Here is a 20,507-nt window from a genome sequence, read left to right as displayed (position 1 = left end):
CGTCCGACCGACGCAAAGGAAACCATCATGTCCGAGACCCTCGTCGAGCGCGCCCCCGAGACCGTGGTCCGCGCCGCGCTGATCCAGAACGGCAACGACCCCAAGTACTACAGCCACGACGGCGCTTCGCTCGTCGAGCGCGCCCCGCAGGGCGTCGTGCGCGCCGCGCTCATCCAGAACGGCAACGACCCGAAGTACTACAGCCACGACGGCGTCGCCCGCTGATCCACCGGGCCGGCGCCTCTCTTTCCCCCGTGCAGGCGCCGGCCCGGCCCTTTCCCCTCCCTCTCCTGTTCCTGCTGTTCTTACTGTTCTTCTGTTCTTCCTGTTCTTCCTGTTGCCGAATTCCCCCCCTCCCTTTTCCTCGTCAGGAGGTACGACGTCCCGTGAGCACCGACGCGCCGCCGCGCGCTTCCCGATCCGGGCTCTACGCCCCCCACCCGGAGCTGCTCGTCCACCCCATGCCGCTCTCCGGCGACGAGCGGGTGCTGGTCGCCGAGACCGGTTCCGCCACCGCTCCACTGATCCTGCGCGACGCCCGGGTCGCCCACGCCATCACCTTGCTGCCCGACCGGGGCACCCGCGAGGAGATCACCGCCCGCTGGTCGGCCGAGGAGACCCTGCGTCCCCTGGCCGAGGAGCTGTGGCAGGCGCTCACCGCCGAGGGCGTGCTGGTCGCGGCCGAGGACGTCCCGTCGCGTGCGGCCACCTGGCGCTCGTACGGCTGGGACGAGGCCTACCGCTACCACGCCTCCACCACCGACTACCCCTTCCTCCAGATGGACCGCGAGGGCGCCTTCGACGCCGACGACGCGCGCATGGAGGAGTACATGGCCGCCGCGCCGCCCCCGCCCATCACCATGGACGTGGCGGCCGACGGCGACGGGGCGGTGCCCCTGCGCAAGATCGCCGAAGGGGAGTCCGCGGACGCGCTGCTCGCCGCCCTCACGCCCGAGCAGCGCCGCGGCCCCGAGGGCCTCGCCCTGCTGCTGGACACCTGCTTCGGCGAACGCACCCGGCGGCCCTTCGCGGTCCAGGGCGACTTCCTGCGCAAGGCGGTGCCGTCGGGTGGCGCCCGCCATCCCACGGAGGCGTTCGTGGCCCTGTTCCCGGGCAGCGGTGTCACCCCCGGCATCTACCACTACAACGTCGCGCACCACCGCCTGGACCTGGTGCGGGCCGGCGACCACTCGGCGGCCCTGCGCACCGCGAGCTTCGACCTGTTCGACAAGTTCCACCAGGAACCGTTCGGGCTGATCGTCTTCTGCTCGCTCGTCGAGCGCGCCATGTGGCGCTACCGGGACGCCCGCAGCGCCCGCGCCCCCTTCATCGACGTCGGCCACACCCTGATGGCCTACCGGACCGTGATCGAGCGCCTGGGCGTCGGCGGCTACACCTACCAGAAGTTCCACGACCAGCAGATCGCCGCCCTCCTCGGCATCGACGTGACCCGTCTCGCCCCTCTCTTCCTCGGGACCCTCGTATGAGCCAGACCACGCCTCCTCCCGCCCCCACCGCCCCCGTCCCGGCCACCGGCAGCCCCGGTGCCACGGCCACCGCCGCGGCGGGCGAACCGGAGCGGACCGTCACCTCGCCCCTGTTCTTCGCCCACGAACGCCTCGACGGCCAGACCTGCGCCCTCGGCCTGGCCACCGGGACCCGGATGCGCTCCCTGAGCGCCCGCGCCTTCCAGCTCCTCCAGGCCCACCTCGCGCCGCGTACCACCGCCCAGAGCGAGGCCGCCGGATTCAGCCGGGCCGAACGGGAACAGGCCCTCGCGGCCGGCCTGCTGGTCGACGCCGACGCGCCCACCACCACCGACATGTTCCGCTGGGAGGACAGCCGCTGGTCCCGGGCCGCGTACCTCCTCTACTCCCAGCAGGACCTGCCGTACACCGAGCCCGTCGACGGCAAGACCGAACTGAGCACCCTCTCGGACTTCCGGCGCGAGCAGATCGCCGGCTTCCAGAGCGAGGCCGCCTACCCCGAACGGTTCCGCGTCGACCCGGTCGCCGAGTACCACCTGCCGGTGCCCGAGCAGCCGATCACCTACAGCCTCGACGCGATGCTCGCCCGGCGCAGCGTCCGCAAGTTCGCCGCCACCGGCGTCGACACCACCACGCTGGGCGCGCTGCTGCACCACGCCACCGCCAACGTACGCATGGCCGAGGACTCCAAGGCCGGCAACGACCCGTACTACCTGCTGAACTCCTTCTACACCTGGCTGCACCTCTACGTCGTCGTCCAGGGCGTGGAGGGCGTCCCGCGGGGCGTGTACCAGTACGACTTCGCCCGCAACAGCCTGCTGGCCACCGGCGCGCAGCCCACGGACGAGGAGATCGCCTCCGTGATCCAGGGGCAGAACTGGATCGGGGGCGGCGGCATCAGCGTGTTCGTCACCGTGCAGTGGGACCGCTACCAGTGGCTCTACCGGCACTCCCGCGCCTACCTCAACCTGCTGATCCAGACCGGCGAGTTCGCCCAGGAACTCCTGCAGGCGGGCTACCAGCTGGGGCTGACGGGCTGGTTGACCCCGGCCGTCGCCGAAGGCCGCGCCGCGAGCCTGCTCGGCCTGGACCGCACCGGCGCCGACGCCGACGCGATCTACTACCTGAAGCTGGGGTACGCGAAGTGACCGGTCGCGAGCCCACGACCGCCCCGCACCTGCTGTGGCCGCCCACCGCGGACGGCGGCGCGCCGCGCGCGGTGACCTTCGACGCCGGCGGCGGGTCGGGACGGATGCTGCGGACGGTGGCCGAACTGACCGGCGGCGCCGCCGAACTGGTCCGGGACGTCACGATCGGCATGCCCGGTGACGGGGACGTCCACCTGGTCGCGGAGGAGGGCGAGTTCTGGTTCCACACCGACGCCGCCTTCCTCGCCAGTCCCCCGCGGTGGATGGTCATCGCCGTACTCGAAGCCGAGGGCGGTGGCGCGCTGGACCTGCTGCCCGTCGAGCACATCGATCCCGCGCCCCTGTCCGTACGGGCCTCCTACCTGACGCCGGAAGGCGTCCAGGTCTCCCCCGTGCTGGAGCACGTCGACGGCGCTGCCGGCGGCGGACCGCGGATGCGCTACCGGCGCGACCGCATGCTGGCCGTGGACGACGCCGACGCCCTGGCCGCCGCCCACGAGGCCGTCGAGCGGGCCGCCGACCGGGCGCTGCCGGCCGGCGAACTGCGGCCGGGCCAGTGCCTGCTGGTGGACAACTGGACGGTGCTGCACCGCCGTCGCCCGTTCCGCGGCCGACGGGTGATCCGGCGCCTGTGGTTCGACGCCGCGCGGTAGGGCCGATGACCACCACCGAAGGTGTGGGCGAAGGCGTGGGCGGCAGGAGCGGCCGCGGCGCCGGCGGCGGGGGCAGCGGCGCCGCCGGTGGCGGGAGCGGCCGGGCCGCGGGGGTCCTCGGCCCGCTGCGGCTGGCGGGCTTCCGCCACCTGGCCGTCGGCCAGCTGGTCTCCAGCACCGGCAACGCCATGTACAAGACGGGGCAGGCCTGGCTGCTGATCGGTGCGGCCGGCGGGAGCGGCACGCTGATCGGCCTGCTCGCCCTCTTCCAGCTCGCTCCCCTGCTGCTCCTGGGCGGCTACGGCGGTCTCCTCGCCGACCGCCTGCCGCCCCGCCGGCTCCTGCTGTGCACGCAGAGCGCGCACGCCCTGCTGTGCGCGGTACTGGCCACCTGCGCGTTCACGGGCACGGCCGGAATCGGGGTGATCTACGCCCTCACCCTGGCCGCCGGGCTGGTGACCGTCGCCGACAACCCCGCGCGGCAGCGGCTGCTGACCGAACTCGTCGGCGAGACCCGCCTGTCCCGGGCGCTCGGCCTCTACACGGCCCTGCTCAACACCGGGCAGCTCCTCGGACCGCTGGCCGCCGGGCTCCTCATCGGCTGGGCCCACATCGGCTGGATCTTCGTGGTCGACGCCGCGACGTTCCTGTTCGTGGTGGGCGTCCTCCTGACGCTCCCCGGGCCGGACGGCGGCGGGGGCCGGAGCGAGGACCGGTACGCGGGCCGGGGCGGGGACCGGCAAGCGGGCCGGGACGGGGACCCGCAAGCGGGCCGGGACGACGCGGCGGCGGGCGGCGGCGGGGCGCTGCGGGCGGGCCTGCGGGAGATCGCCCGCCGGCCGGCCGTCGCCCTGACCGTCGCGGCGTCCGCGGTGGTGGGCTCGGTCGGAGTGCAGTTCACCGTCACCAACGCCCTGATGGCCACCGAGGTCTTCCACCTGTCGGCCACGGCCTTCGGGGTCCTGCCCACCGCCGTCACGGCCGGCTGCCTCCTGGGCGCGCTGCTGGCCGGCCGGCACCCGGACCCGGGCCCGTACACGGTGCTCGTCGCGGCCGCCGCGACCGGGGCCGCGGGCGCCGCCAGCGGCCTCGCCCCCGGCGTCGTCCCGTTCGTGGTGCTGCTCGTGGCGGCCGGGGCCGCGACGATGTTCTTCACCACCGTCGCCACCGTGCTCCTGACCCAGCGCACCGCGCCCGGCATCCGCGGCCGGGTCCTGGCCGTCCAGACCACCGCCCTCTACGGCAGCGGCCCGGCCGGTGCCCTCCTGATCGGCGCCGGCGCCGCCTGGACGGACCCGCGTACGGCCCTGGTCGCGGCCGGGGTCCTCACGCTCGCGCTGTGCGCCGTCCTGGCGGCGGTGTACCGCGGCCGGGGTCAGAAGGCGTAGAGCGGGTTGTCGCCCAGGGTCGCGGACAGTTCGCAGGCGTTGGAGAAGGTGTGCTTCCACGCCAGGCGGCTACCGCCCCAGACGCCGTCCGCCGTGACGGTGACGGGGTCGTAGTGCATCGGGCAGATCCGGTCCGGAGCCGGGGCCGACAGCAGGCGGTCGAGCCGGCCGCCCGTGGCGTTCAGGGCGTCGCACGCGGCGCGGGGGGCGGGGTGCGTGCCCTCGGCAGTGTAGGCGCAGCTGAGCACGACCGCCCGCAGGACGGTACCCGTTTCGACCGCGTCCCCCTGGGTGACGGTGAAGACCATGGCGGACGGGCCGGACGGGGCGGACGGCCCTGACGGGGCGGTGGAGGCGGACGGGCTGGCGGGCCGGGCCTGCGCCGCACCCGTGGCGCCGGTGAGGCAGAGGAGGGCGGCGAGGACTGCGGCTGTACGGCGACGCATGACGACACTCTCTCGTTTCGCGGGTCGACATGTGCGGCACGTCTCGCGTGTCGCACCGGACTGCGATCGACCCTGACAGGGACACCGGCCCCTCGCACATCGACGGGCGACTTACGGACACCCGGAGCGCCGGGACGACGGCGCCCCCAGGTCCGCCCAGCTCCGGGCCGTGCCACTGCGGCAGGGTGGCGTACCGCCTTTGCTGCCGCCGCCCTGGTGGGGGCGGCGGCAGGCGCCGGGCGAATCGGTACAGACTGACCGGATCGCTACGGTAAGGGACCACCGTCCGCCGGCCACCCCGGCATAGCCTTGCTCCGGACGACGACGCCCGGGAACACGTGCAGGCGAGGACCATGGAAGTCACGGGAGACCCGCAAGGGCGGCGGGGGCCGAAGGGCCCGGGAGCCGCCGACGACCCGGCAGGGTTGGGCGACCCGGCCGACTTGGACGGCCTGGACGGCCTGGACGGCCCGGGAGGCGCGGGGGGCTCCGCAGGCGTGGAGGGTCCGGGAGGCGGGGACGGCCCGGGAGGCGTGGAAGGCCCGGGAGCCATCGACGGCCCGGGAAGCACGGGAGGCCGCCCGCCCGGGGAAAGCCTTCCGCCCGGGAAAAGCCGCCCGGCCGGGGAAAGCCGCCACGCCAGGGAAGGCCGCTTCCGCCACCGGGGCGCGGAGATCGCCTACGACGTGGCCGGGCAGGGCCCACCGGCGGTGTACGCGCACGGCGGCTTCGCCAGCCGGTCCGCCGAGGACCGGATGGGTCTGTTCCGCTGGACGCCCGTGCTGGAGGCCGGGCGATGCCTCGTCCGCTACGACGCCCGGGGCCACGGCCGGTCGACCGGTCGGGCCGTCGCCGCCGACTACACCTACGCCTCGCTCGCCGACGACCTGCTGGCCCTGCTGGACCACCTGCGCGCCACCGGCCCCGTCGACGCCATCGGCGCGTCGATGGGCTGCGGCACCGTGCTGCACGCCGCGGTCCGTGCCCCCGCCCGGTTCTCCCGACTGGTCCTCCTCCTCCCGCCCACCGCGTGGGAGACCCGACCGGCCTACGCGCGGGCCAACCGGTCGGCGGCCGACACCGTCGAGCGGGAGGGCGCCGACGCCTGGTCGGCCGCCCAGAGGGGCCGGCCGCGCCCGCCGGTCGTGGCCGACGTCCCCGAGCAGCCGCCCACGCCGCCGGCCGAACTCCTGCCGGCCGTGCTGCGGGGCCTCGCCGCGTCGGACCTGCCCGGGCCCGCCGAGCTCGCCGCACTCCCCTGCCCCGCCCTGATCCTCACGTGGGCCGACGACCCGGGCCATCCCGTCTCGACCGCGCGGACCCTGACCGAACACCTCCCGCACGCCGAACTCCACGTCTCCCGCACCCGCGCCGACGTCGCCACCTGGGGGGACCGCACCGCAGCCTTCCTGACCCGACGCCTCCAGGCGTAGGGCCCGGGTCCCCCGCCGGGGCGGTCCGGCCGGGACGTGGGGGTCAGGGGTGGCGTCCGTGGGCTTGTGCGGGGGGACGGGGCTTCCGCATACTCCCCGGAGCGCTTGTCAGGAACACGCCATTCCTGACGGGCCTCACAGGGCCCCCCACCCACCGGGCCCCGACGCTCCGAGGAGGAGACCAGTGAGGAACACGCGCACCGCGTCCCCCATCACCCCCCCGACCCCCACCACCCGGCGCACCGCGATCGCGGCCGCCGCGGCCGGGCTGCTGGCGGCCACCGTGCTCGCCGGGCCGACCGCGCAGGCGGCCGCCCCCGCCTCCTTCGGCGCCGCCGAACTCGCCGCGGTCGACCAGGCGCTGCTCGGCGCGGACGTCGGCGGCACCGCCTGGTACAAGGACGCGGCCAACGGACGGGTCGTGGTCACGGTCGACAGCACCGTCTCCGAGGCGGGCGTGGCGAGGATCAAGAGGGCGGCGGGCGCGAACGCCGGGGCGCTGCGCATCGAACGCACCCCCGGGACCTTCACCCCGCTGCTCGGTCCGGGTGACGCCGTCTACGGCGGCGGATACCGCTGTTCGGTCGCCTTCAACGCCGTCAGCGGCAGCACCCGCTACTTCCTGACCGCCGGTCACTGCGGCAACGTCGTCAAGACCTGGTACACCAACTCCGCGCAGAGCACGCCGGTCGGCCCGACCGTCGGTTCGAGCTTCCCCGGCAACGACTACGCCCTCGTCCGCTACGACAACGCCTCGATCAGCGCGCCCGGCGGGTTCACCGCCGCCGACGCCTACGTGGGCGAGCCGGTCAAGCGCAGCGGCTCGACCACGGGCACCAAGAGCGGCACGGTCACCGGGCTCGACGCGACCGTCCGCTACAGCGGCGGCGGCACGGTCCGGGGCATGATCCAGACCAACGTGTGTGCGGAGCCCGGCGATTCGGGCGGCGCGCTCTACGACGGCTCGAAGGCCCTCGGCATCACCTCCGGCGGCAGCGGCAACTGCACCGTCGGCGGCACGACCTTCTACCAGCCGGTGCCGGAGGCGCTGGCCAAGTACAAGGTCACCCTGTCCTGACCCACGGCGCCGCGCGGGGCCGTCGTCGTACGGCGGTCCCGTGCCGGGGCCGGGCCCCCGGCAGGGAACGGTCAGGCGTAGCGGGCGGCGGCCTCGGTGAACGGCTGGGCGTGCGCGGGTACGTCCGCGCACAGCGCGACCCAGGAGCCGTCGGCGAACCACAGGTCCATGCGGCCCTTCTGCAGCACTCCCTTGGGGTGCGCGCGCAGCGCGGTGACCGCCGTACGCGGCGCCTCCCAGTACAGCCTCGGCTCCTTCGCCGCCCGCCACAGCGGCGAGGCGTCCCGGACGGCGAACCAGCGGCGGTCGGTGACCGCCAGCACGTCCCCGGACCAACCGCGCGTGCCGGCCCGCCGGATCACGTAGTCCCCGGCCGTGCTCTGCCAGCCGCCCTCCATGCCGGGGCCGTGCAGCATCCGGGCTGCCGCGTCGTCCAGCACGTCCGGGGCCCGGTCCACGGCGTCGGCCACCGCCGCGGGCCGGGAGCGCTGCGGGTCGAGCACCCGGGACCGCGCCAGCCGGCGCAGCGGCCCGGGCAGCATCCCCTCGACCTTGCGGACCACCGCAGGCGGTTCGGCGAGGGTCACCAGATGCGCGGGAGGGGTGGGCACACCCGGGGCCGGCTGGACGGAGCAGACGGCGATCAGCCGCTCCCCCGGGTGCACGAACGGCTGGACCTGATCGCGCGCCTCAGCGTGCTCGGCGTTCAACGGGCGTGCTCCCCTTCGTCACCACGGGAGCCGGGACGCTCCCTGCCAAGTCCGGCCCCGGAAGGCCCTGATCAGGCATTCTCGCCGATGCGGCCGCGAAGATGATCATCAGGGGGGCCGCCGTACGCACCAGGGGGACGACGTGGCAGGATCGCTGCCATGCCCCTGAGCGTTCCCTTCCTCCGGATCGGCTCGACCGAGATCATCGCCCTCCCCGACGGCGAGGGCCCGTTCTTCTCGCCGCGCGCCGAGGCGTTCCCCGGGGCGACGGCCGCCCAGTGGGCCGCGGCCGACCGCTACGACCCGGGCGCGGTCGACGCCGAGGGCCGCTGGCGGCTCCGGTTCCGGGCGTACGCGATCCGCGGCGAGAAGGGCGTCACCGTCGTGGACGCCGGGATCGGTCCGGCGGACAGTCCGGCCTCGTCGTGGGCACCCGTGCCCGGTGTGCTGCCCGCCTCGCTCGCCGCCGCGGGCATCGACCCGGCCGACGTCGACACCGTCGTGCTCACGCACCTGCACACCGACCACGTCGGGTGGGCGGTGGTCACCGAGGCGGCCGTCCCGTCAGCGGGCGTCCCGTCAGCGGGCGGCGGCGCTTCCGGCGGCGGCGCTTCGGGCGGCTGCGCTTCGGGCGGCTGCGCGGTGGGTGACGACGCTTCGGCCGGCGGCGCGGCCGACGCGACGGCCTCGGGCGGAACGGCCTCGGGTGGGACGGCCGGGGGCCGCCGCCCGTACTTCCCGAACGCGCACTACCTCCTCCAGCGGGCCGAGTTCGACGCTCTCGACACGCTCAACCCGCAACTGCGCGAGACCCTCACCGACCCGCTCCAGGCCGCCGGCCGGCTCCGGCTCCTCGACGGGGACACGCCGTTGCGCACCGGGCGCGTGGTCGCCACGCCGGGTCACACGCCCGGCCACCAGAGCGTCCTGGTCGCCGACGGCCGCGAGTCGGCGCTCGTCACCGGCGACCTCCTGGTGCACGCCCTGCAACTGCTCCACCCCGAGCTCGCCTACGCCCACGAGACCGACCCCGAGGCGGCACGGCGGTCGCGCGAGCGCATGCTCGGCCGCGGAGCCGCGACGACGCTGCACCTGGCGACGCCGCATCTGACGGAGCCGTTCCACGCGGTGTGATCGCGGCCGTTCAGGAGCCGGGCGGCCGACTCGGGGCGATCGCGGCCTCGATGTGGGCGAGGTGGGCGGCGAGGATCTCTTCGAACGCGGCGCTCCGGTCCGCCCCGAGGGGGCGGACGTCGCGGGCGAAGTGGGCCAGGGCGGGGAAGCGTTCGGGGTCGGCGCCCAGTACGGCGACCCGGAACAGCTCCATGCCCTGTTCGTACTCCTCCGGGGTGATGGTGCTGACTCCGGCCTCGGAGGCGATCAGCGCGGCGATGAGGACCGCGAGCCGGTGGTAGCGCCCCGGGATCTCCTCGTCGGGCAGTCCCGCCGCGCGCAGGGCCTGGAGCACCTCTTCCATCACCAGGCGGGAACCGGTCCCGCCTGACGCGTACCGCCCCCAGACGGCGGCCAGTTGGGGCTGCTGGCCGAACGCCTCCCGCACGCGCAGGGCCAGGGCGGTGATGCGCTGCTTCCAGTCGCCCTCGGCGCGGTAGCCCTCCATCGAGGCCAGCAGGATCCGGTCGGCGACCGCGCGCAGCAGTTCGGTCTTGCTGCGGAAGTGCCGGTAGAGGCTGGAGGAATCGGTCCCCAGGGTCGCGGCGAGCTTGCGCACGCTGAACGACTCCGTGTCGCTCGTGCGCAGCAACTCCGCGGCCGCGTCCAGGATTTCCTCGGTCGACCAACGCCTTCGGCCTGCCATCTCGCCCCTCTCGTCGCGCCCAGTCTACCGATGCACTTGGTGTTGCACGCACCGCGTGCATAATGAGGGCATGAGCGTGCCGAGCGATCCCGGCAGACAGCCGGGCCGCCGTGCCGCGCATGCCCCGCCACCCCGGGTCGGCGACCGATGCGAGATCGGCCCCGGCCCCTGAGACAAGGACGTGTGCCATGAGGAACCCCCTGGACTTAGCCGCGCTGGACGCCGCCGTCGAGAACGTCCACCGGGCCGGGATGCCGGGCCTGTTCGCCGAGGTACGGCACGGTGACCAGGTCTGGCGCGGCGCCGCCGGCGTCGCCGACGTGACCACCGGCCGTCCCGTCACCACCGACATGCGCCACCGCGTCGGCAGCATCACCAAGACCTTCACCGCCGCGGCGGTCCTCCAGCAGGTCGACCGCGGCCGGATCGGGCTCGACACACCGATCGGCCGCTACCTCCCGCGGCTGGTCCCCGCAGAACTCGGCGCCGCGATCACCGTCCGGATGCTGCTCAACCACACCAGCGGCCTCGCCGAGTACCTGCCGTACGCCTACCCCTCCCTCAAGGCGTTCCCCGTCCTCGCGGACACCGGGCCCCAGAGCCTGGACGACCACCGGCTCACGCGGTTCGACCCGCTCGACCTGATCGAGAAGGGGGTCACCGCCCCCGCCGTCGGCACCCCGGGCGGCACGCCGGGGGTGTACTCCAACACCAACTACCTGCTCCTGGTGCAGCTGTTGGAACAGGTGACCGGCGGGACGGCCGAGCAGTGCATCACCCGGGACGTGATCGAGCGCGCCGGGCTCCGGGACACCTCGTTCCCCGCGGGACCGGACGTCGACGGTCCCCACTCGCGGCTCTACGAGGCGTGGTTCGGCATGATCGACCCGCCGCGCGACTACAGCACCTTCGACATGTCGTGGGTGGGGCCGTCGGCCTCCCTGATCTCGACCGTCTCGGACGTCAACCGCTTCTACCGCCTGCTTCTGGCCGGGGAGATCGTCAGCCCGTCGTCGCTGACCGAGATGCGGCGCACCGTCGCGATCGTCAACCAGGAGGGGAGGACGATCGCCTACGGCCTCGGCCTGTACCCGATGGAGGGACCTGACCAGGCCGCCTTCTGGGGGCACGGCGGCACGGTCTGGGGCGGCGGAGCCCTGGCCATGACCCGCGCCGACGGCATCCGGCAGATGGCCGTCGCGGTGAACATGCAGCGGTGGAACCGGCTCGACCCCTCCGGCAAGCCGCAGCCCCACCCCATCGACCACGCGCTCGCGGATTTCTACCGCGTGGCGATGCACGGCTGACGGGCGACGCCCACCGGCCCGGCCCCCACCGGCCCGCCCACCACCGGCCCGGCCCTGACCGGTCCACCCATCACCGGCCCGCCGCCGGCTCGCCTCCCGGCGCCCGCCTGCCCGCCACCGTGCGCGCAGCTGCCCGCGCCACCCCACCGGATGGAACCCACAGAACGGACGCCGCATGACCGCAGCACCGATCGACCTCTTCTCCTCCTTCCTCCACCTCGACCCCAGCGGTCGGGTGAGCGCCGAGCCGCCCGTGTTCGACACCGAGCGGGACGGCTGGCAGTTGATGACCTTCCACGTGGAGACCGACGCCGACGTCCACGGCGACCACTGGGAGGTCCACTCCGCCGCCGACGAGCTCGTGTCCTGCCTCACCGGCGGGATACGCCTGCACTTCCGTCCGGAGCGGCCGGGAGAGGCGGAGGAGGAGATCCGACTGACGGCCGGAACGGCGGCCGTCGTCCCGCGCGGGCGATGGCACCGCATCGCCCTGGACGGCCCCAGCGACATCATGTCCGTCACCCTGCCGCGCGGCAGCCGCCTGCAACGGCGCACCGAAGCCCCGCCCAGGGACTGACCGCCGGCCGGCCCGGTCCCGCCCGTGAGGAACCCCGGCCGCACGTCGGCCCGGGGTTCCTCCCGTTCACTCGCCGAGCGCCTCGGCCATGGCGTCGAGGTCCGCGAGGAGGGCCGTCAGGCGCCTGCCGGGGATGGCGTGGATCATGCGTTCCTCGACGGCGTAGACGGCGGCACGGGCGGCATGCAGGCGCTCGTGTCCGGCGGGGGTGAGGTGGACGGGCAGGGCGCGGCCGTGGTCGGCGGTGGCGGGCCGGGTGATCAGACCGGCTTCCTTCAGGCCGCGCAGGACGACGTTCGCGGACTGGCGGGTGACGAAGGTGCCGCGGGCGAGGTCGGCGTTGGACAGGCCCGGGTTCTCGTCGAGGAGTTCGAGGCAGGAGTACTGCGGCACGGTGAGGCCGTGCTCGCGCAGGACCTTGTCCATGGCGCCGCGCAGCGCGGCGGCCGCGCGCTTGAGGCGGTATCCGACGTGCTCGGTGATGTCCCGAGCGGGGTGGGGCGGAGGGACTGGCACACGCTCTTCCATGTAAGCATTTTGACATACCCAAGGGCCGGCCCTATCGTCGGCATGTCAACACATTGACATACGCCCACCCTTTTTCCGGAGGAACCATGCCCGCCACCGTCGACGGCCCCGACTTCATCGCCCTGCAGGTGAAGGACGTGCAGGCCGCAGCGGAATTCTTCGAAGAGCGCCTCGGGATGCGCCGCGCGCCCTCTTCCCCTCCCGGCGCGGTGGTCTTCGCCGGCAGCCCCGTCCCGTTCGCCGTCCGCGAGCCGCTCCCGGGCGTCGAGCTGGACGGCGACTCCCGCCCCGGCCTGGGAGTGGCGCTCTGGCTGCGGACCACGGACGCCGCGCAGTTGCGCGAACAGCTGCTGACCGCGGGCGTCGAGGCCACTCCGCTCCAGGCCACCCCGTTCGGCCCCGCGTTCACCTTCACCGGCCCCGAGGGCTACCGCCTGACCGCGCACGGAGGCTGAGCCCGGCCGCCGAGCCGGCGCACCGCCCGGATCAGGCACCGCCTGATCACGCGCCGCCGGGGCGGGGCGCGGCCTCGGCCGTCCGGGTCCTGGTCCGGGGGACGTTGCCGTAATAGGCGCCGGGGCCGTGCTTGCGGGTGAAGTGCCGCTCCAGCAGATGCCCCGGCGGCGCGGAGGCGCCCCCGAGGCGGGACTCCAACGCCAGCGTGTGCAGCGCCATCTCCGCCACGGCCTCGCAGACGACGGCGTTCTCCAGCGCGGCCTTCGCGGTGGCGCCCCAGGTGAAGGGGCCGTGCCGGGAGACGAGCGCCCCGGGGACCTCCTCGGCCCGCCGGGGGTCGCCGCCGAGCAGGGCGACGATCACCTGGCCGGTGTTGTACTCGTAGTCCCGCGCGCACTGCTCGGCGGTGAGGTCCGCCGTCACGGGGACGGGCCCGTTGAAGGTGTCGGCGTGGGTCGTGCCGAGCACGGGGATCGGATGGCGCGCCTGGGCGAAGGCGACGGCGTGCGTCGAGTGCGTGTGGGTGACGCCCCCGATCGAGGGGAAGGCCCGGTAGAGGCACCGATGGGTTTCCGTGTCGGTGGACGGCCTCAGCTGCCCGTCGACGACCCGCCCGTCCTCCAGCGCCACCGCCACCAGGTCCTCCTCGGTGAGGTCGGCGTAGGAGACCCCGGACGGCTTGATGACGAAGACGCCGGCGTCCCGGTCCACGCCGCTGACGTTCCCCCAGGTGAGGGTGGCCAGACCCGCCTCGGGGATGCGCAGGTTCGCTTCGAGGACCTCGCGGCGGAGCTCCTTGAGGATGGTCTTGCTCACTGGGCCTTCACCGTCTTCGTGAGGGGGCGGGACCGATCGGGGGGCCGCGCCGGGCACCACGGATGCCCGGTCGCAGCCCCCGTAGAATTGTGAGCGCTAACAAGTCAAAACCTCAAGAGCACGTACGAAGATTGCTTCCCCTCGCCGGGCGAAGCCCGCTGCATAATGTGACCGCGAACATCGCGAGCCGCATCGGCCTCCGAGCGGTCGGTGGGGATGTGTGCGGGCCGCGGCCGGTTCGGTACCGTGAGGGAAGGCCGCTCGACGAGGAAGGGGAAGAGAGTTGACACAGCTCCCGGACGTCTCGCGAGCGCCTACGATGACGGACGTCGCGCGCGTCGCCGGCGTGTCCCACCAGACCGTTTCACGGGTGCTCAGCGGCCATCCGAACGTCAGCGCCAAGACCCGGGCCGCGGTGACCCAGGTCATCGAGCAGCTGGGGTACCGCCGCAACTCGGCGGCCCGTGCCCTGGCCACGCGCCGGACCCACACGCTGGGCGTCATCGCGGTGAACACCACGCTGCACGGCCCCGCCAGCACCCTGGCCGGAGTCCAGGAGGCGGCTCGGGAGCGCGGCTACCTGACCTCCGCCGTCACGCTGCGGACCGCCACGCAGACCGCCCTCGCCGAGGCCATGCACCACCTCGCCGGCTGGGGCGTGGAGGGGATCGTCGCCGTCACTCCCCAGCGCGACGCGGTGCGCGCCCTGGCGGCCCTGGAAGCGCCGTGCCCGGTGGTCACCGTGGAAGGCGGCCACACCCTGGACCTGCCAGGAGTGTCGCTGGACCAGAACCTCGGCGCGCGCCTGATCACCGAGCACCTCCTCGCGTCGGGCCACGCCACCGTCTGGCACGTCGCGGGCCCGCCCGACTGGCTGGAGAGCGAGGCCCGCACCCAGGGGTGGGAGGACGCGCTGCGCGAGGCCGGCGCCGAGGTGCCGCCCCTGCTGCGCGGCGACTGGAGTCCGCTGTCCGGGTACCAGGCGGGCCAGCAGCTCGCGGGACGGGTCCGGGCGCCACGGGGCCGGGGGGCGGGCCTCACCGCGGTGTTCGTCGCCAACGACCAGATGGCCCTCGGGGTGCTACGGGCACTGCGCGAAGCGGGCCTTCGAACCCCGGAGGACGTGGCGGTCGCCGGCTTCGACGACATCCCCGAGGCGGAGTTCTTCCCGCCCCCGCTGACGACCATCCGTCAGGACTTCGCCTCGCTCGGCCGGGCCAGCATCGGGCTGCTCCTGGACCACATCGAAGGCCGGACCGCGGAGTCGACGCACCTGGTGGTGGCCCCGGAGCTCATCGTGCGGGCCAGTACGGCCCGCAGGAGCCTTCCCTCCGGGGAATGACCCGCCGCGGGCCGGGGCGTCCGTCGGCTCAGCCGGCGGCGGGGCGGCGACCGCCCATCAGGCGTTGCAGCACGATGAAGACGAGCAGCAGGGCGCCGATCACGATCCGGGTCCACCAGGAGCTCAGCGTGCCCTGGAAGTTGACGAACGTCTGGATCATGCCGAGGACGAGCACGCCGAGGGCCGTGCCCAGGACGAAGCCGGAGCCCCCGGTCAGCAGCGTGCCGCCGATCACGGTGGCGGCGATCGCGTCGAGTTCCATGCCCATGGCGTGGAGGGCGTAGCCGGAGAGCATGTACAGGGTCAGCAGCAGGCCGCCGAGGGCGGAGCACAGACCGCTGACGGCGTACACGGCGATCTTGGTGGTGCCCACCGGAAGGCCCATCAGGCGGGCGGAGGACTCGTTGCCGCCCAGCGCGTACACGGTACGGCCGAAACGGGTGTGGTGCAGGACCACGAAGGCGAGTACCAGCACGGCCAGGGCGACGACCACCGGGATGGAGACGAACAGCCCTCCGGGGCCGTACAGCCGGGTCTGCGCGAGGGCCACCGTCGTGGGATCGGTGATCGTGACGGATTCGGTGCTGATGGTGTAGCAGAGCCCGCGGGCGAGGAACATGCCGGCCAGGGTGACGACGAACGGCTGGATCTCGAAGGTGTGGATGATCCAGCCCATGAGGGCCCCGCTCGCGGCGCCGACCAGCAGGACCAGGGGGACGACGGCGGCCAGGGGCCGGCCCTGCGACTCGACCAGCCAGGCGGTGAGCACCGTCGACAGGGCCACCATGGAGCCGACGGACAGATCGATGCCGCCGGTGAGGACCACGAAGGTGGCCCCGACCGCGACGACCAGGAGGAATCCGTTGTCGATCAGCAGGTTCAGCCCGACCTGTGCGGAGAGGAAGCCCTCGTAGCGCACCGATCCGACGGTGAACATGGCGACGAGCAGGACGGCCGTGACGAGCAGGGGGACGCGGGTGCGGGTGCGCGGGGACACGGTCGCGAAGGGACGGGTCGGGCGCGCGGCGGTGCCCGCCGTGCCGGTGCTCATGCGCGTACCTCCTGCTGGTGGGGGGCGGCGTCCGCGGTGCTGCGGGGCCGGGGAGTGGTCCTGCCGCGGCGGCGCAGGACCTTCGCCCGGAAGACCGGGGACTGGACGAGGCAGACCACCACGACGACGAAGGCCTTGAAGACGAGGGTGGTCTCGGGCGGGACGCCGAGGGTGTAGACGGTGGTGGACAGGGTCTGGATGATCAGGGCGCCCAGGACGGTGCCGCCGATGGAGAAGCGTCCTCCGGTCAGGGCGGTACCGCCGACGACGACGGCGAGGATCGCGTCGAGTTCGATCCACAGTCCGGCGTTGTTGCCGTCGGCGCTGGAGACGTTGGAACTGATCATCAGCCCGGCGACCGCGGCGCACAGCGCGCTGAAGACGTAGACCAGGGCGAGCAGACCACCGGCGCGGATGCCGACCAGGCGGCTGGCGGCGGGGTTGCCGCCCACGGACTCGATCAGCAGGCCGAGGGCGGTGCGGCGGGTGAGGAGGGCGGTGAGCACGACGAGGGCGGTGGCCAGGAGGACGGCGAACGGGAAGGTCAGCCAGTAGCCGCCCCCGATCATCTTGTAGGGGGCGCTGGTCACCGTGACGATCTGTCCGCCGGTGATCAGCTGGGCGACGCCGCGGCCGGCGACCATGAGGATCAAGGTGGCCACGATCGGCTGCACTCCCAGCCCGGACACCAGCAGGCCGTTGGCGAGGCCCAGCACGACGGCGACGCCGAGCGCGAGGGCGACGGCCGTCAGCACCGTGGTGACGCTGCCCGGACGCGCGGAGGTGGAGATGTGCCCGCAGGCGAGGGCGGCGGCGATGGCGACGGTGGCACCCACCGAGAGGTCGATGCCGCGGGTGGCGATGACGAGGGTCATGCCGAGCGCCACCAGGGTCAGGGGCGCGCCGAACTGCAGGATGTCGACGAGGCTGCCGTAGAGGTGGCCGTCGCGTACCCGGACGGAGAAGAAGTCGTGCTGGAACGCGACGTTGCCGAGGAGGAGGGCGAGCAGGGTCAGCGTGGGCCACAGCAGGTGGTGACCGCCCAGGCGTCTCCCGATCGCGGCGACCGGTCCGGGCCGGGGAGGCTGGTGGGTCATGAGTCCGCTCCGGTGGCGATGGTCGTGAGGATGCGTTCGGGCGTGACGCTGCCGTCGTTCGTGAGGGTGGCCACCATCCGGTGGTCGCGCAGCACGGCGATGCGGTGGCTCAGGCGCAGGACCTCGTCGAGTTCCGCCGAGACGAACAGCACGGCGGTGCCCTCCCCCGCCAGGCGGGCCACGAGTTTCTGGATCTCCGCCTTGGCCCCGATGTCGATGCCCCGGGTGGGCTCGTCGAGGATCAGGAGCCGGGGTGCGGTCAGCAACCAGCGTGCGAGGAGCACCTTCTGCTGGTTGCCTCCGCTGAGGTGGCGTACCTGCGCCTCGGGGTCGGCGGGGCGGATGTCCAGGGTTTCGATCCAGTGCCGGGCCAGTTCGTCCTGCTTCGCGCGGGTCAGCGGCCTGGTCCAGCCGCGGGCGGCCTGCAGGGCGAGGACGATGTTCTCGCGGACCGTGAGCTCGCCCACCAGTCCCTCCGCCTTGCGGTTCTCGGAGCAGAACGCGATGCCCCGGGCGATGGCGTGGCGGGGGGTGCGGAGTCGGACCTTCTCGCCCTCGATGCCGACCTCTCCGCCGTCGGCGCTGTCCGCGCCGAACAGCAGGCGTGCCGCCTCGGTGCGGCCCGAGCCCAGCAGGCCGGCCAGTCCGACCACCTCGCCGGCGTGGATGTCGAGGTCGTACGGTTCGATCGCGCCCGCGCGGGTCAGTCGGCGCGCCCGGAGGAACGGCTCACCGGTCGTGCGTGCGGCCGCTTCCCGGCGGGCCCGGCCGGACAGCTGGTCGAGGGTGGCCAGTTCGCCGCCGATCATGCGTTGCACGAGCGTCATCGGAGTGAGCCGGTCGATGGGGTACTCGCCTTCCAGGCGGCCGTTGCGCAGGACGGTCACGCGGTCGCAGAGGTCGAACACCTGGTCCAGGAAGTGCGTGACGAACAGGACGGCCGCACCGCGGTCCCGCAGGCGCCGCACCAGCGTGAAGAGCTGGGCGACCTCCTCGCGGTCCAGGCTGGAGGTGGGTTCGTCCAGCACGAGCACCTTCGCCGAGACGTCCACCGCCCGGGCGATGGCGACCAGTTGCTGCACCGCCAGGGAGTGCGAACCGAGCGGAGCGGTGACGTCCAGGTCGAGGTCCAGCTCCCTCAGCAGCTCGGCCGCGCGCCGCCGCAGGGCGGACCGGTCGACGAGACCGAACCGGCGCGGCTCGCGCCCGACGAGGATGTTCTCGGCGACCGAGAGGTTCGGGCAGAGGTTGACCTCCTGGTAGACGGTGCTGATGCCGGCCCGCTGCGCCTGGAGGGGATCGGCGAACGCCTGCGGCCGACCGTCGACGAGGAGGGTGCCGCCGTCGGCGGGGTGGACGCCGGTGAGCACCTTGATCAAGGTGGATTTGCCGGCGCCGTTCTCGCCCATCAGGGCGTGCACCTCACCGGGGAAGAGCCGCAGGGCGACTCCGTCGAGGGCGACCGTGCCCGCGAACTGCTTGTGGATGCCCCGGGCTTCCAGGACCGGCCGCGGCCGCGGGCCGCCGGGGTCCGGGGGACGCGGGGTGGACGGGGATACCATCCGCCCTCCTCTCGTGGGTGGGGGGTGGAGCGGGTCTGTCGTGGGTGGGGGGAGCGGCCGGTCCCGTACGGGGGCGAGGCACCGAAGCGGACCGTCTGCGGCAGGCGCCGGAGCCTTCCGGCACGGGCCGGACCTGCGGCGCCCGTGCCGCCCCCGGTTCAGTACTTCCGGGACGGCAGCGCGGCCGCGGCCTTGTCCTGCGGGAAGACACCCTCCTCGGTCTCGACGCGGGGCGGCACGTTCTCCCCTGCCACCACCTTCTTGGCCAGCTCCATCAGCTGGTCGCCGAGCAGCGGGTTGCACTCCACCACGACGTTGATCTTGCCCTCGGTCATCGCGACGAAGGCGTCCTTGATTCCGTCCACCGAGATCACCTTGATGTCCGTCCCGGGCTTCTTGCCCGACTCCTCGATGGCCTGGATGGCGCCGAGGGCCATGTCGTCGTTGTGGGCGTAGAGGACGTCGATGTCCTTCTGGGACTTCAGGAACGCCTGCATGACCTCCTTGCCCTTGGCGCGGGTGAAGTCGCCCGACTGCGAGGCGACGATCTTGAACTTGCCGTCGCCGCGGATGGCCTCGGCGAAGCCGGCCTTGCGGTCGTTGGCGGGGGCGGAGCCCGTGGTGCCCTGGAGCTCGACGATGTTGACCGGGCCCGGCTCGTTGGCGTACGCGCCGGTCAGCCACTCGCCCGCGGACCTGCCCTCCTTGACGAAGTCCGAGCCGAGGAAGGTCTTGTAGAGGGAGGTGTCCTTGGTGTCCACCGCGCGGTCGGTGAGGATGACCGGGATGCCGGCGTCCTTGGCCTCCTTCAGCACCGTGTCCCAACCGGACTCCACGACCGGCGAGAAGGCGATGACGTCGACCTTCTGCTGGATGAAGGTGCGCAGCGCCTTGATCTGGTTCTCCTGCTTCTGCTGCGCGTCGGAGAACTTGAGGTCGATCCCGGCCTTCTTGGCCGCCTCCTGGACGGACTTGGTGTTGGCGGTACGCCAACCGCTCTCGGCGCCCACCTGGGAGAAGCCGAGCGTGATCGTGCCGCCCCGGCCCGCCCCGGCCCCCGAGGAGGGGCCGGCGGCGGGGCCCTGGGTCGAGCAGCCGGTCAACGCCGAGGAGGCGAGGAGGGCGGCGGCGAGGACGAGAGCTGCTCTGCGAGCCATGGCGAGTGTCCTTTCGAGGTGCGGGGAGAACGCGCCGCACGGCCGGGCCGGACCGTGCCCCCCCCCCCGGAGCCCCGGAGGTGCCGCCCTGCACGACGGCGGGGGCGGCCGACGCGCCCGATCGGATCGCGGGTCCGGGTCGGGGGTCGCGGGTCCGCCGGCTGGTCGCGGCGGCCGTGGAGAAGGGCGGGGTCGGAGTCGCGGGTCCGGGTGGGGGTCGCGGGTCCGGGTCGGGTTCGCGGGTCCGGGTCGGGTTCGGCGTGGCGGCGAGGTCGGGAGTCCGGGTCGGGAGCGGAGGGATCCGTGAGGAAGAGGGCGCCGTCGCAGTGTGAGCGCTAACAAGCCCGGTTCTCAACCCCCTGGCGGGCGTTTACCTCACCGTTATCGAGTCGGGGGCGCGGCCAAGCGCCCCCCCCCCCCCCCCCCACGGAAAACCACGGAGGAACCCCCGC

Annotated in this window: 21 protein-coding genes; 12 read left to right on the top strand and 9 right to left on the bottom strand. The window is 73.6% G+C overall.

Features of this window, described 5'->3' with window-relative positions; translation table 11 throughout:
- Nucleotides 1–27: 27 nt before the first annotated feature.
- From LG632_RS06375 to LG632_RS06355, 5 genes are all read left to right on the top strand, one after another.
- Nucleotides 28–225: a hypothetical protein gene (locus LG632_RS06375; RefSeq protein ID WP_226725832.1), complete on the top strand. Its 198-nt coding sequence runs from the start codon at nucleotides 28–30 to the stop codon at nucleotides 223–225.
- A 161-nt stretch (nucleotides 226–386) separates the two neighbouring features.
- Nucleotides 387–1,487 (top strand): SagB/ThcOx family dehydrogenase, encoded by a 1,101-nt coding sequence (locus LG632_RS06370; RefSeq protein WP_226725831.1) that lies wholly within the window; start codon nucleotides 387–389, stop codon nucleotides 1,485–1,487.
- On the top strand, nucleotides 1,484–2,635 hold the full coding sequence (locus LG632_RS06365) for a nitroreductase family protein (protein ID WP_226725830.1): 1,152 nt from the start codon (nucleotides 1,484–1,486) through the stop codon (nucleotides 2,633–2,635). The genes LG632_RS06370 and LG632_RS06365 overlap by 4 nt, the downstream gene beginning before the upstream one ends.
- Complete coding sequence (locus LG632_RS30495; protein WP_226725829.1) at nucleotides 2,632–3,288, top strand: TauD/TfdA family dioxygenase; 657 nt, start codon at nucleotides 2,632–2,634, stop codon at nucleotides 3,286–3,288. Before LG632_RS06365 ends, LG632_RS30495 begins: the two co-directional genes overlap by 4 nt.
- Before the next feature lie 5 nt (nucleotides 3,289–3,293).
- The gene (locus tag LG632_RS06355) at nucleotides 3,294–4,676 is read left to right on the top strand and encodes an MFS transporter (protein ID WP_226725828.1); all 1,383 of its coding nucleotides are present in this window, start codon (nucleotides 3,294–3,296) and stop codon (nucleotides 4,674–4,676) included.
- On the opposite strand, the gene LG632_RS06350 is transcribed toward LG632_RS06355, so the two are convergent.
- Nucleotides 4,664–5,122 carry a subtilase-type protease inhibitor gene (locus LG632_RS06350; RefSeq protein WP_226725827.1) on the bottom strand — a complete coding sequence of 153 codons (459 nt, stop codon included), beginning with the start codon at nucleotides 5,120–5,122 and terminating at the stop codon, nucleotides 4,664–4,666. The genes LG632_RS06355 and LG632_RS06350 overlap by 13 nt on opposite strands.
- A gap of 686 nt (nucleotides 5,123–5,808) precedes the next feature.
- Between LG632_RS06350 and LG632_RS06345 the strand changes: the two genes are divergently transcribed.
- Both LG632_RS06345 and LG632_RS06340 read left to right on the top strand, forming a co-directional pair.
- Nucleotides 5,809–6,555: an alpha/beta fold hydrolase gene (locus LG632_RS06345; RefSeq protein ID WP_226725826.1), complete on the top strand. Its 747-nt coding sequence runs from the start codon at nucleotides 5,809–5,811 to the stop codon at nucleotides 6,553–6,555.
- 184 nt (nucleotides 6,556–6,739) lie between these two features.
- Nucleotides 6,740–7,633, top strand: a complete 894-nt coding sequence (locus LG632_RS06340; protein ID WP_226725825.1) for a S1 family peptidase — start codon at nucleotides 6,740–6,742, stop codon at nucleotides 7,631–7,633.
- A gap of 71 nt (nucleotides 7,634–7,704) precedes the next feature.
- Here the strand turns inward: LG632_RS06340 and LG632_RS06335 are convergent, their stop codons facing one another.
- A complete protein-coding gene (locus LG632_RS06335) occupies nucleotides 7,705–8,343 on the bottom strand; it encodes a hypothetical protein (RefSeq protein WP_226725824.1) in 639 nt (212 codons plus the stop codon).
- Nucleotides 8,344–8,502: 159 nt separating this feature from the next.
- Here LG632_RS06335 and LG632_RS06330 point away from each other — a divergent pair, with 159 nt between their 5' ends.
- Complete coding sequence (locus LG632_RS06330) at nucleotides 8,503–9,477, top strand: MBL fold metallo-hydrolase (RefSeq protein WP_226725823.1); 975 nt, start codon at nucleotides 8,503–8,505, stop codon at nucleotides 9,475–9,477.
- A 10-nt stretch (nucleotides 9,478–9,487) separates the two neighbouring features.
- On the opposite strand, the gene LG632_RS06325 is transcribed toward LG632_RS06330, so the two are convergent.
- Complete coding sequence (locus tag LG632_RS06325; protein WP_226725822.1) at nucleotides 9,488–10,162, bottom strand: TetR/AcrR family transcriptional regulator; 675 nt, start codon at nucleotides 10,160–10,162, stop codon at nucleotides 9,488–9,490.
- 188 nt (nucleotides 10,163–10,350) lie between these two features.
- On the opposite strand from LG632_RS06325, the gene LG632_RS06320 reads away from it, so the two are divergent.
- A complete protein-coding gene (locus LG632_RS06320; protein WP_226725821.1) occupies nucleotides 10,351–11,469 on the top strand; it encodes a serine hydrolase domain-containing protein in 1,119 nt (372 codons plus the stop codon).
- Between the two features lie 175 nt (nucleotides 11,470–11,644).
- The gene (locus LG632_RS06315; protein ID WP_226725820.1) at nucleotides 11,645–12,046 is read left to right on the top strand and encodes a cupin domain-containing protein; all 402 of its coding nucleotides are present in this window, start codon (nucleotides 11,645–11,647) and stop codon (nucleotides 12,044–12,046) included.
- Between the two features lie 66 nt (nucleotides 12,047–12,112).
- Here LG632_RS06315 and LG632_RS06310 read toward each other — a convergent pair whose 3' ends face one another.
- Nucleotides 12,113–12,574 carry a MarR family winged helix-turn-helix transcriptional regulator gene (locus LG632_RS06310; protein WP_226725819.1) on the bottom strand — a complete coding sequence of 154 codons (462 nt, stop codon included), beginning with the start codon at nucleotides 12,572–12,574 and terminating at the stop codon, nucleotides 12,113–12,115.
- 86 nt (nucleotides 12,575–12,660) lie between these two features.
- Between LG632_RS06310 and LG632_RS06305 the strand changes: the two genes are divergently transcribed.
- Nucleotides 12,661–13,029, top strand: a complete 369-nt coding sequence (locus LG632_RS06305) for a VOC family protein (protein ID WP_226725818.1) — start codon at nucleotides 12,661–12,663, stop codon at nucleotides 13,027–13,029.
- A 46-nt stretch (nucleotides 13,030–13,075) separates the two neighbouring features.
- Here LG632_RS06305 and araD read toward each other — a convergent pair whose 3' ends face one another.
- The gene (araD, locus tag LG632_RS06300) at nucleotides 13,076–13,846 is read right to left on the bottom strand and encodes an L-ribulose-5-phosphate 4-epimerase AraD (protein ID WP_226725817.1); all 771 of its coding nucleotides are present in this window, start codon (nucleotides 13,844–13,846) and stop codon (nucleotides 13,076–13,078) included.
- A 319-nt stretch (nucleotides 13,847–14,165) separates the two neighbouring features.
- Here araD and LG632_RS06295 point away from each other — a divergent pair, with 319 nt between their 5' ends.
- A complete protein-coding gene (locus tag LG632_RS06295) occupies nucleotides 14,166–15,188 on the top strand; it encodes a LacI family DNA-binding transcriptional regulator (protein WP_374203412.1) in 1,023 nt (340 codons plus the stop codon).
- A 28-nt stretch (nucleotides 15,189–15,216) separates the two neighbouring features.
- Here the strand turns inward: LG632_RS06295 and yjfF are convergent, their stop codons facing one another.
- From yjfF to LG632_RS06275, 4 genes are all read right to left on the bottom strand, one after another.
- On the bottom strand, nucleotides 15,217–16,239 hold the full coding sequence (yjfF, locus tag LG632_RS06290; RefSeq protein WP_226725815.1) for a galactofuranose ABC transporter, permease protein YjfF: 1,023 nt from the start codon (nucleotides 16,237–16,239) through the stop codon (nucleotides 15,217–15,219).
- Nucleotides 16,236–17,336 (bottom strand): ABC transporter permease, encoded by a 1,101-nt coding sequence (locus tag LG632_RS06285; protein ID WP_226725814.1) that lies wholly within the window; start codon nucleotides 17,334–17,336, stop codon nucleotides 16,236–16,238. Before LG632_RS06285 ends, yjfF begins: the two co-directional genes overlap by 4 nt.
- Complete coding sequence (locus tag LG632_RS06280) at nucleotides 17,333–18,898, bottom strand: sugar ABC transporter ATP-binding protein (protein ID WP_226725813.1); 1,566 nt, start codon at nucleotides 18,896–18,898, stop codon at nucleotides 17,333–17,335. Before LG632_RS06280 ends, LG632_RS06285 begins: the two co-directional genes overlap by 4 nt.
- A 158-nt stretch (nucleotides 18,899–19,056) precedes the next feature.
- Nucleotides 19,057–20,055 carry an ABC transporter substrate-binding protein gene (locus tag LG632_RS06275; protein ID WP_226725812.1) on the bottom strand — a complete coding sequence of 333 codons (999 nt, stop codon included), beginning with the start codon at nucleotides 20,053–20,055 and terminating at the stop codon, nucleotides 19,057–19,059.
- Nucleotides 20,056–20,507 lie beyond the last annotated feature (452 nt).

The organism is Streptomyces antimicrobicus (assembly GCF_020532625.1).
Classification (GTDB): Bacteria; Actinomycetota; Actinomycetes; order Streptomycetales; family Streptomycetaceae; genus Streptomyces; species Streptomyces antimicrobicus.
This window is presented reverse-complemented; position numbering and strand designations above follow the sequence as displayed.

What these genes read in the sequence shown, in the direction of transcription:
- LG632_RS06320 (WP_226725821.1), top strand. Translation starts at nt 10,351, where the DNA reads ATGAGGAACCCCCTGGACTTAGCCGCGCTGGACGCCGCCGTCGAGAAC.
- LG632_RS06275 (WP_226725812.1), bottom strand. Translation starts at nt 20,055, where the DNA reads ATGGCTCGCAGAGCAGCTCTCGTCCTCGCCGCCGCCCTCCTCGCCTCC.
- LG632_RS06350 (WP_226725827.1), bottom strand. Translation starts at nt 5,122, where the DNA reads ATGCGTCGCCGTACAGCCGCAGTCCTCGCCGCCCTCCTCTGCCTCACC.
- LG632_RS06330 (WP_226725823.1), top strand. Translation starts at nt 8,503, where the DNA reads ATGCCCCTGAGCGTTCCCTTCCTCCGGATCGGCTCGACCGAGATCATC.
- LG632_RS06305 (WP_226725818.1), top strand. Translation starts at nt 12,661, where the DNA reads ATGCCCGCCACCGTCGACGGCCCCGACTTCATCGCCCTGCAGGTGAAG.
- LG632_RS06375 (WP_226725832.1), top strand. Translation starts at nt 28, where the DNA reads ATGTCCGAGACCCTCGTCGAGCGCGCCCCCGAGACCGTGGTCCGCGCC.
- LG632_RS06365 (WP_226725830.1), top strand. Translation starts at nt 1,484, where the DNA reads ATGAGCCAGACCACGCCTCCTCCCGCCCCCACCGCCCCCGTCCCGGCC.
- LG632_RS06325 (WP_226725822.1), bottom strand. Translation starts at nt 10,162, where the DNA reads ATGGCAGGCCGAAGGCGTTGGTCGACCGAGGAAATCCTGGACGCGGCC.
- LG632_RS06310 (WP_226725819.1), bottom strand. Translation starts at nt 12,574, where the DNA reads ATGGAAGAGCGTGTGCCAGTCCCTCCGCCCCACCCCGCTCGGGACATC.
- LG632_RS06280 (WP_226725813.1), bottom strand. Translation starts at nt 18,898, where the DNA reads ATGGTATCCCCGTCCACCCCGCGTCCCCCGGACCCCGGCGGCCCGCGG.
- LG632_RS06315 (WP_226725820.1), top strand. Translation starts at nt 11,645, where the DNA reads ATGACCGCAGCACCGATCGACCTCTTCTCCTCCTTCCTCCACCTCGAC.
- yjfF (WP_226725815.1), bottom strand. Translation starts at nt 16,239, where the DNA reads ATGAGCACCGGCACGGCGGGCACCGCCGCGCGCCCGACCCGTCCCTTC.
- LG632_RS06355 (WP_226725828.1), top strand. Translation starts at nt 3,294, where the DNA reads ATGACCACCACCGAAGGTGTGGGCGAAGGCGTGGGCGGCAGGAGCGGC.
- LG632_RS06295 (WP_374203412.1), top strand. Translation starts at nt 14,166, where the DNA reads ATGACGGACGTCGCGCGCGTCGCCGGCGTGTCCCACCAGACCGTTTCA.
- LG632_RS06285 (WP_226725814.1), bottom strand. Translation starts at nt 17,336, where the DNA reads ATGACCCACCAGCCTCCCCGGCCCGGACCGGTCGCCGCGATCGGGAGA.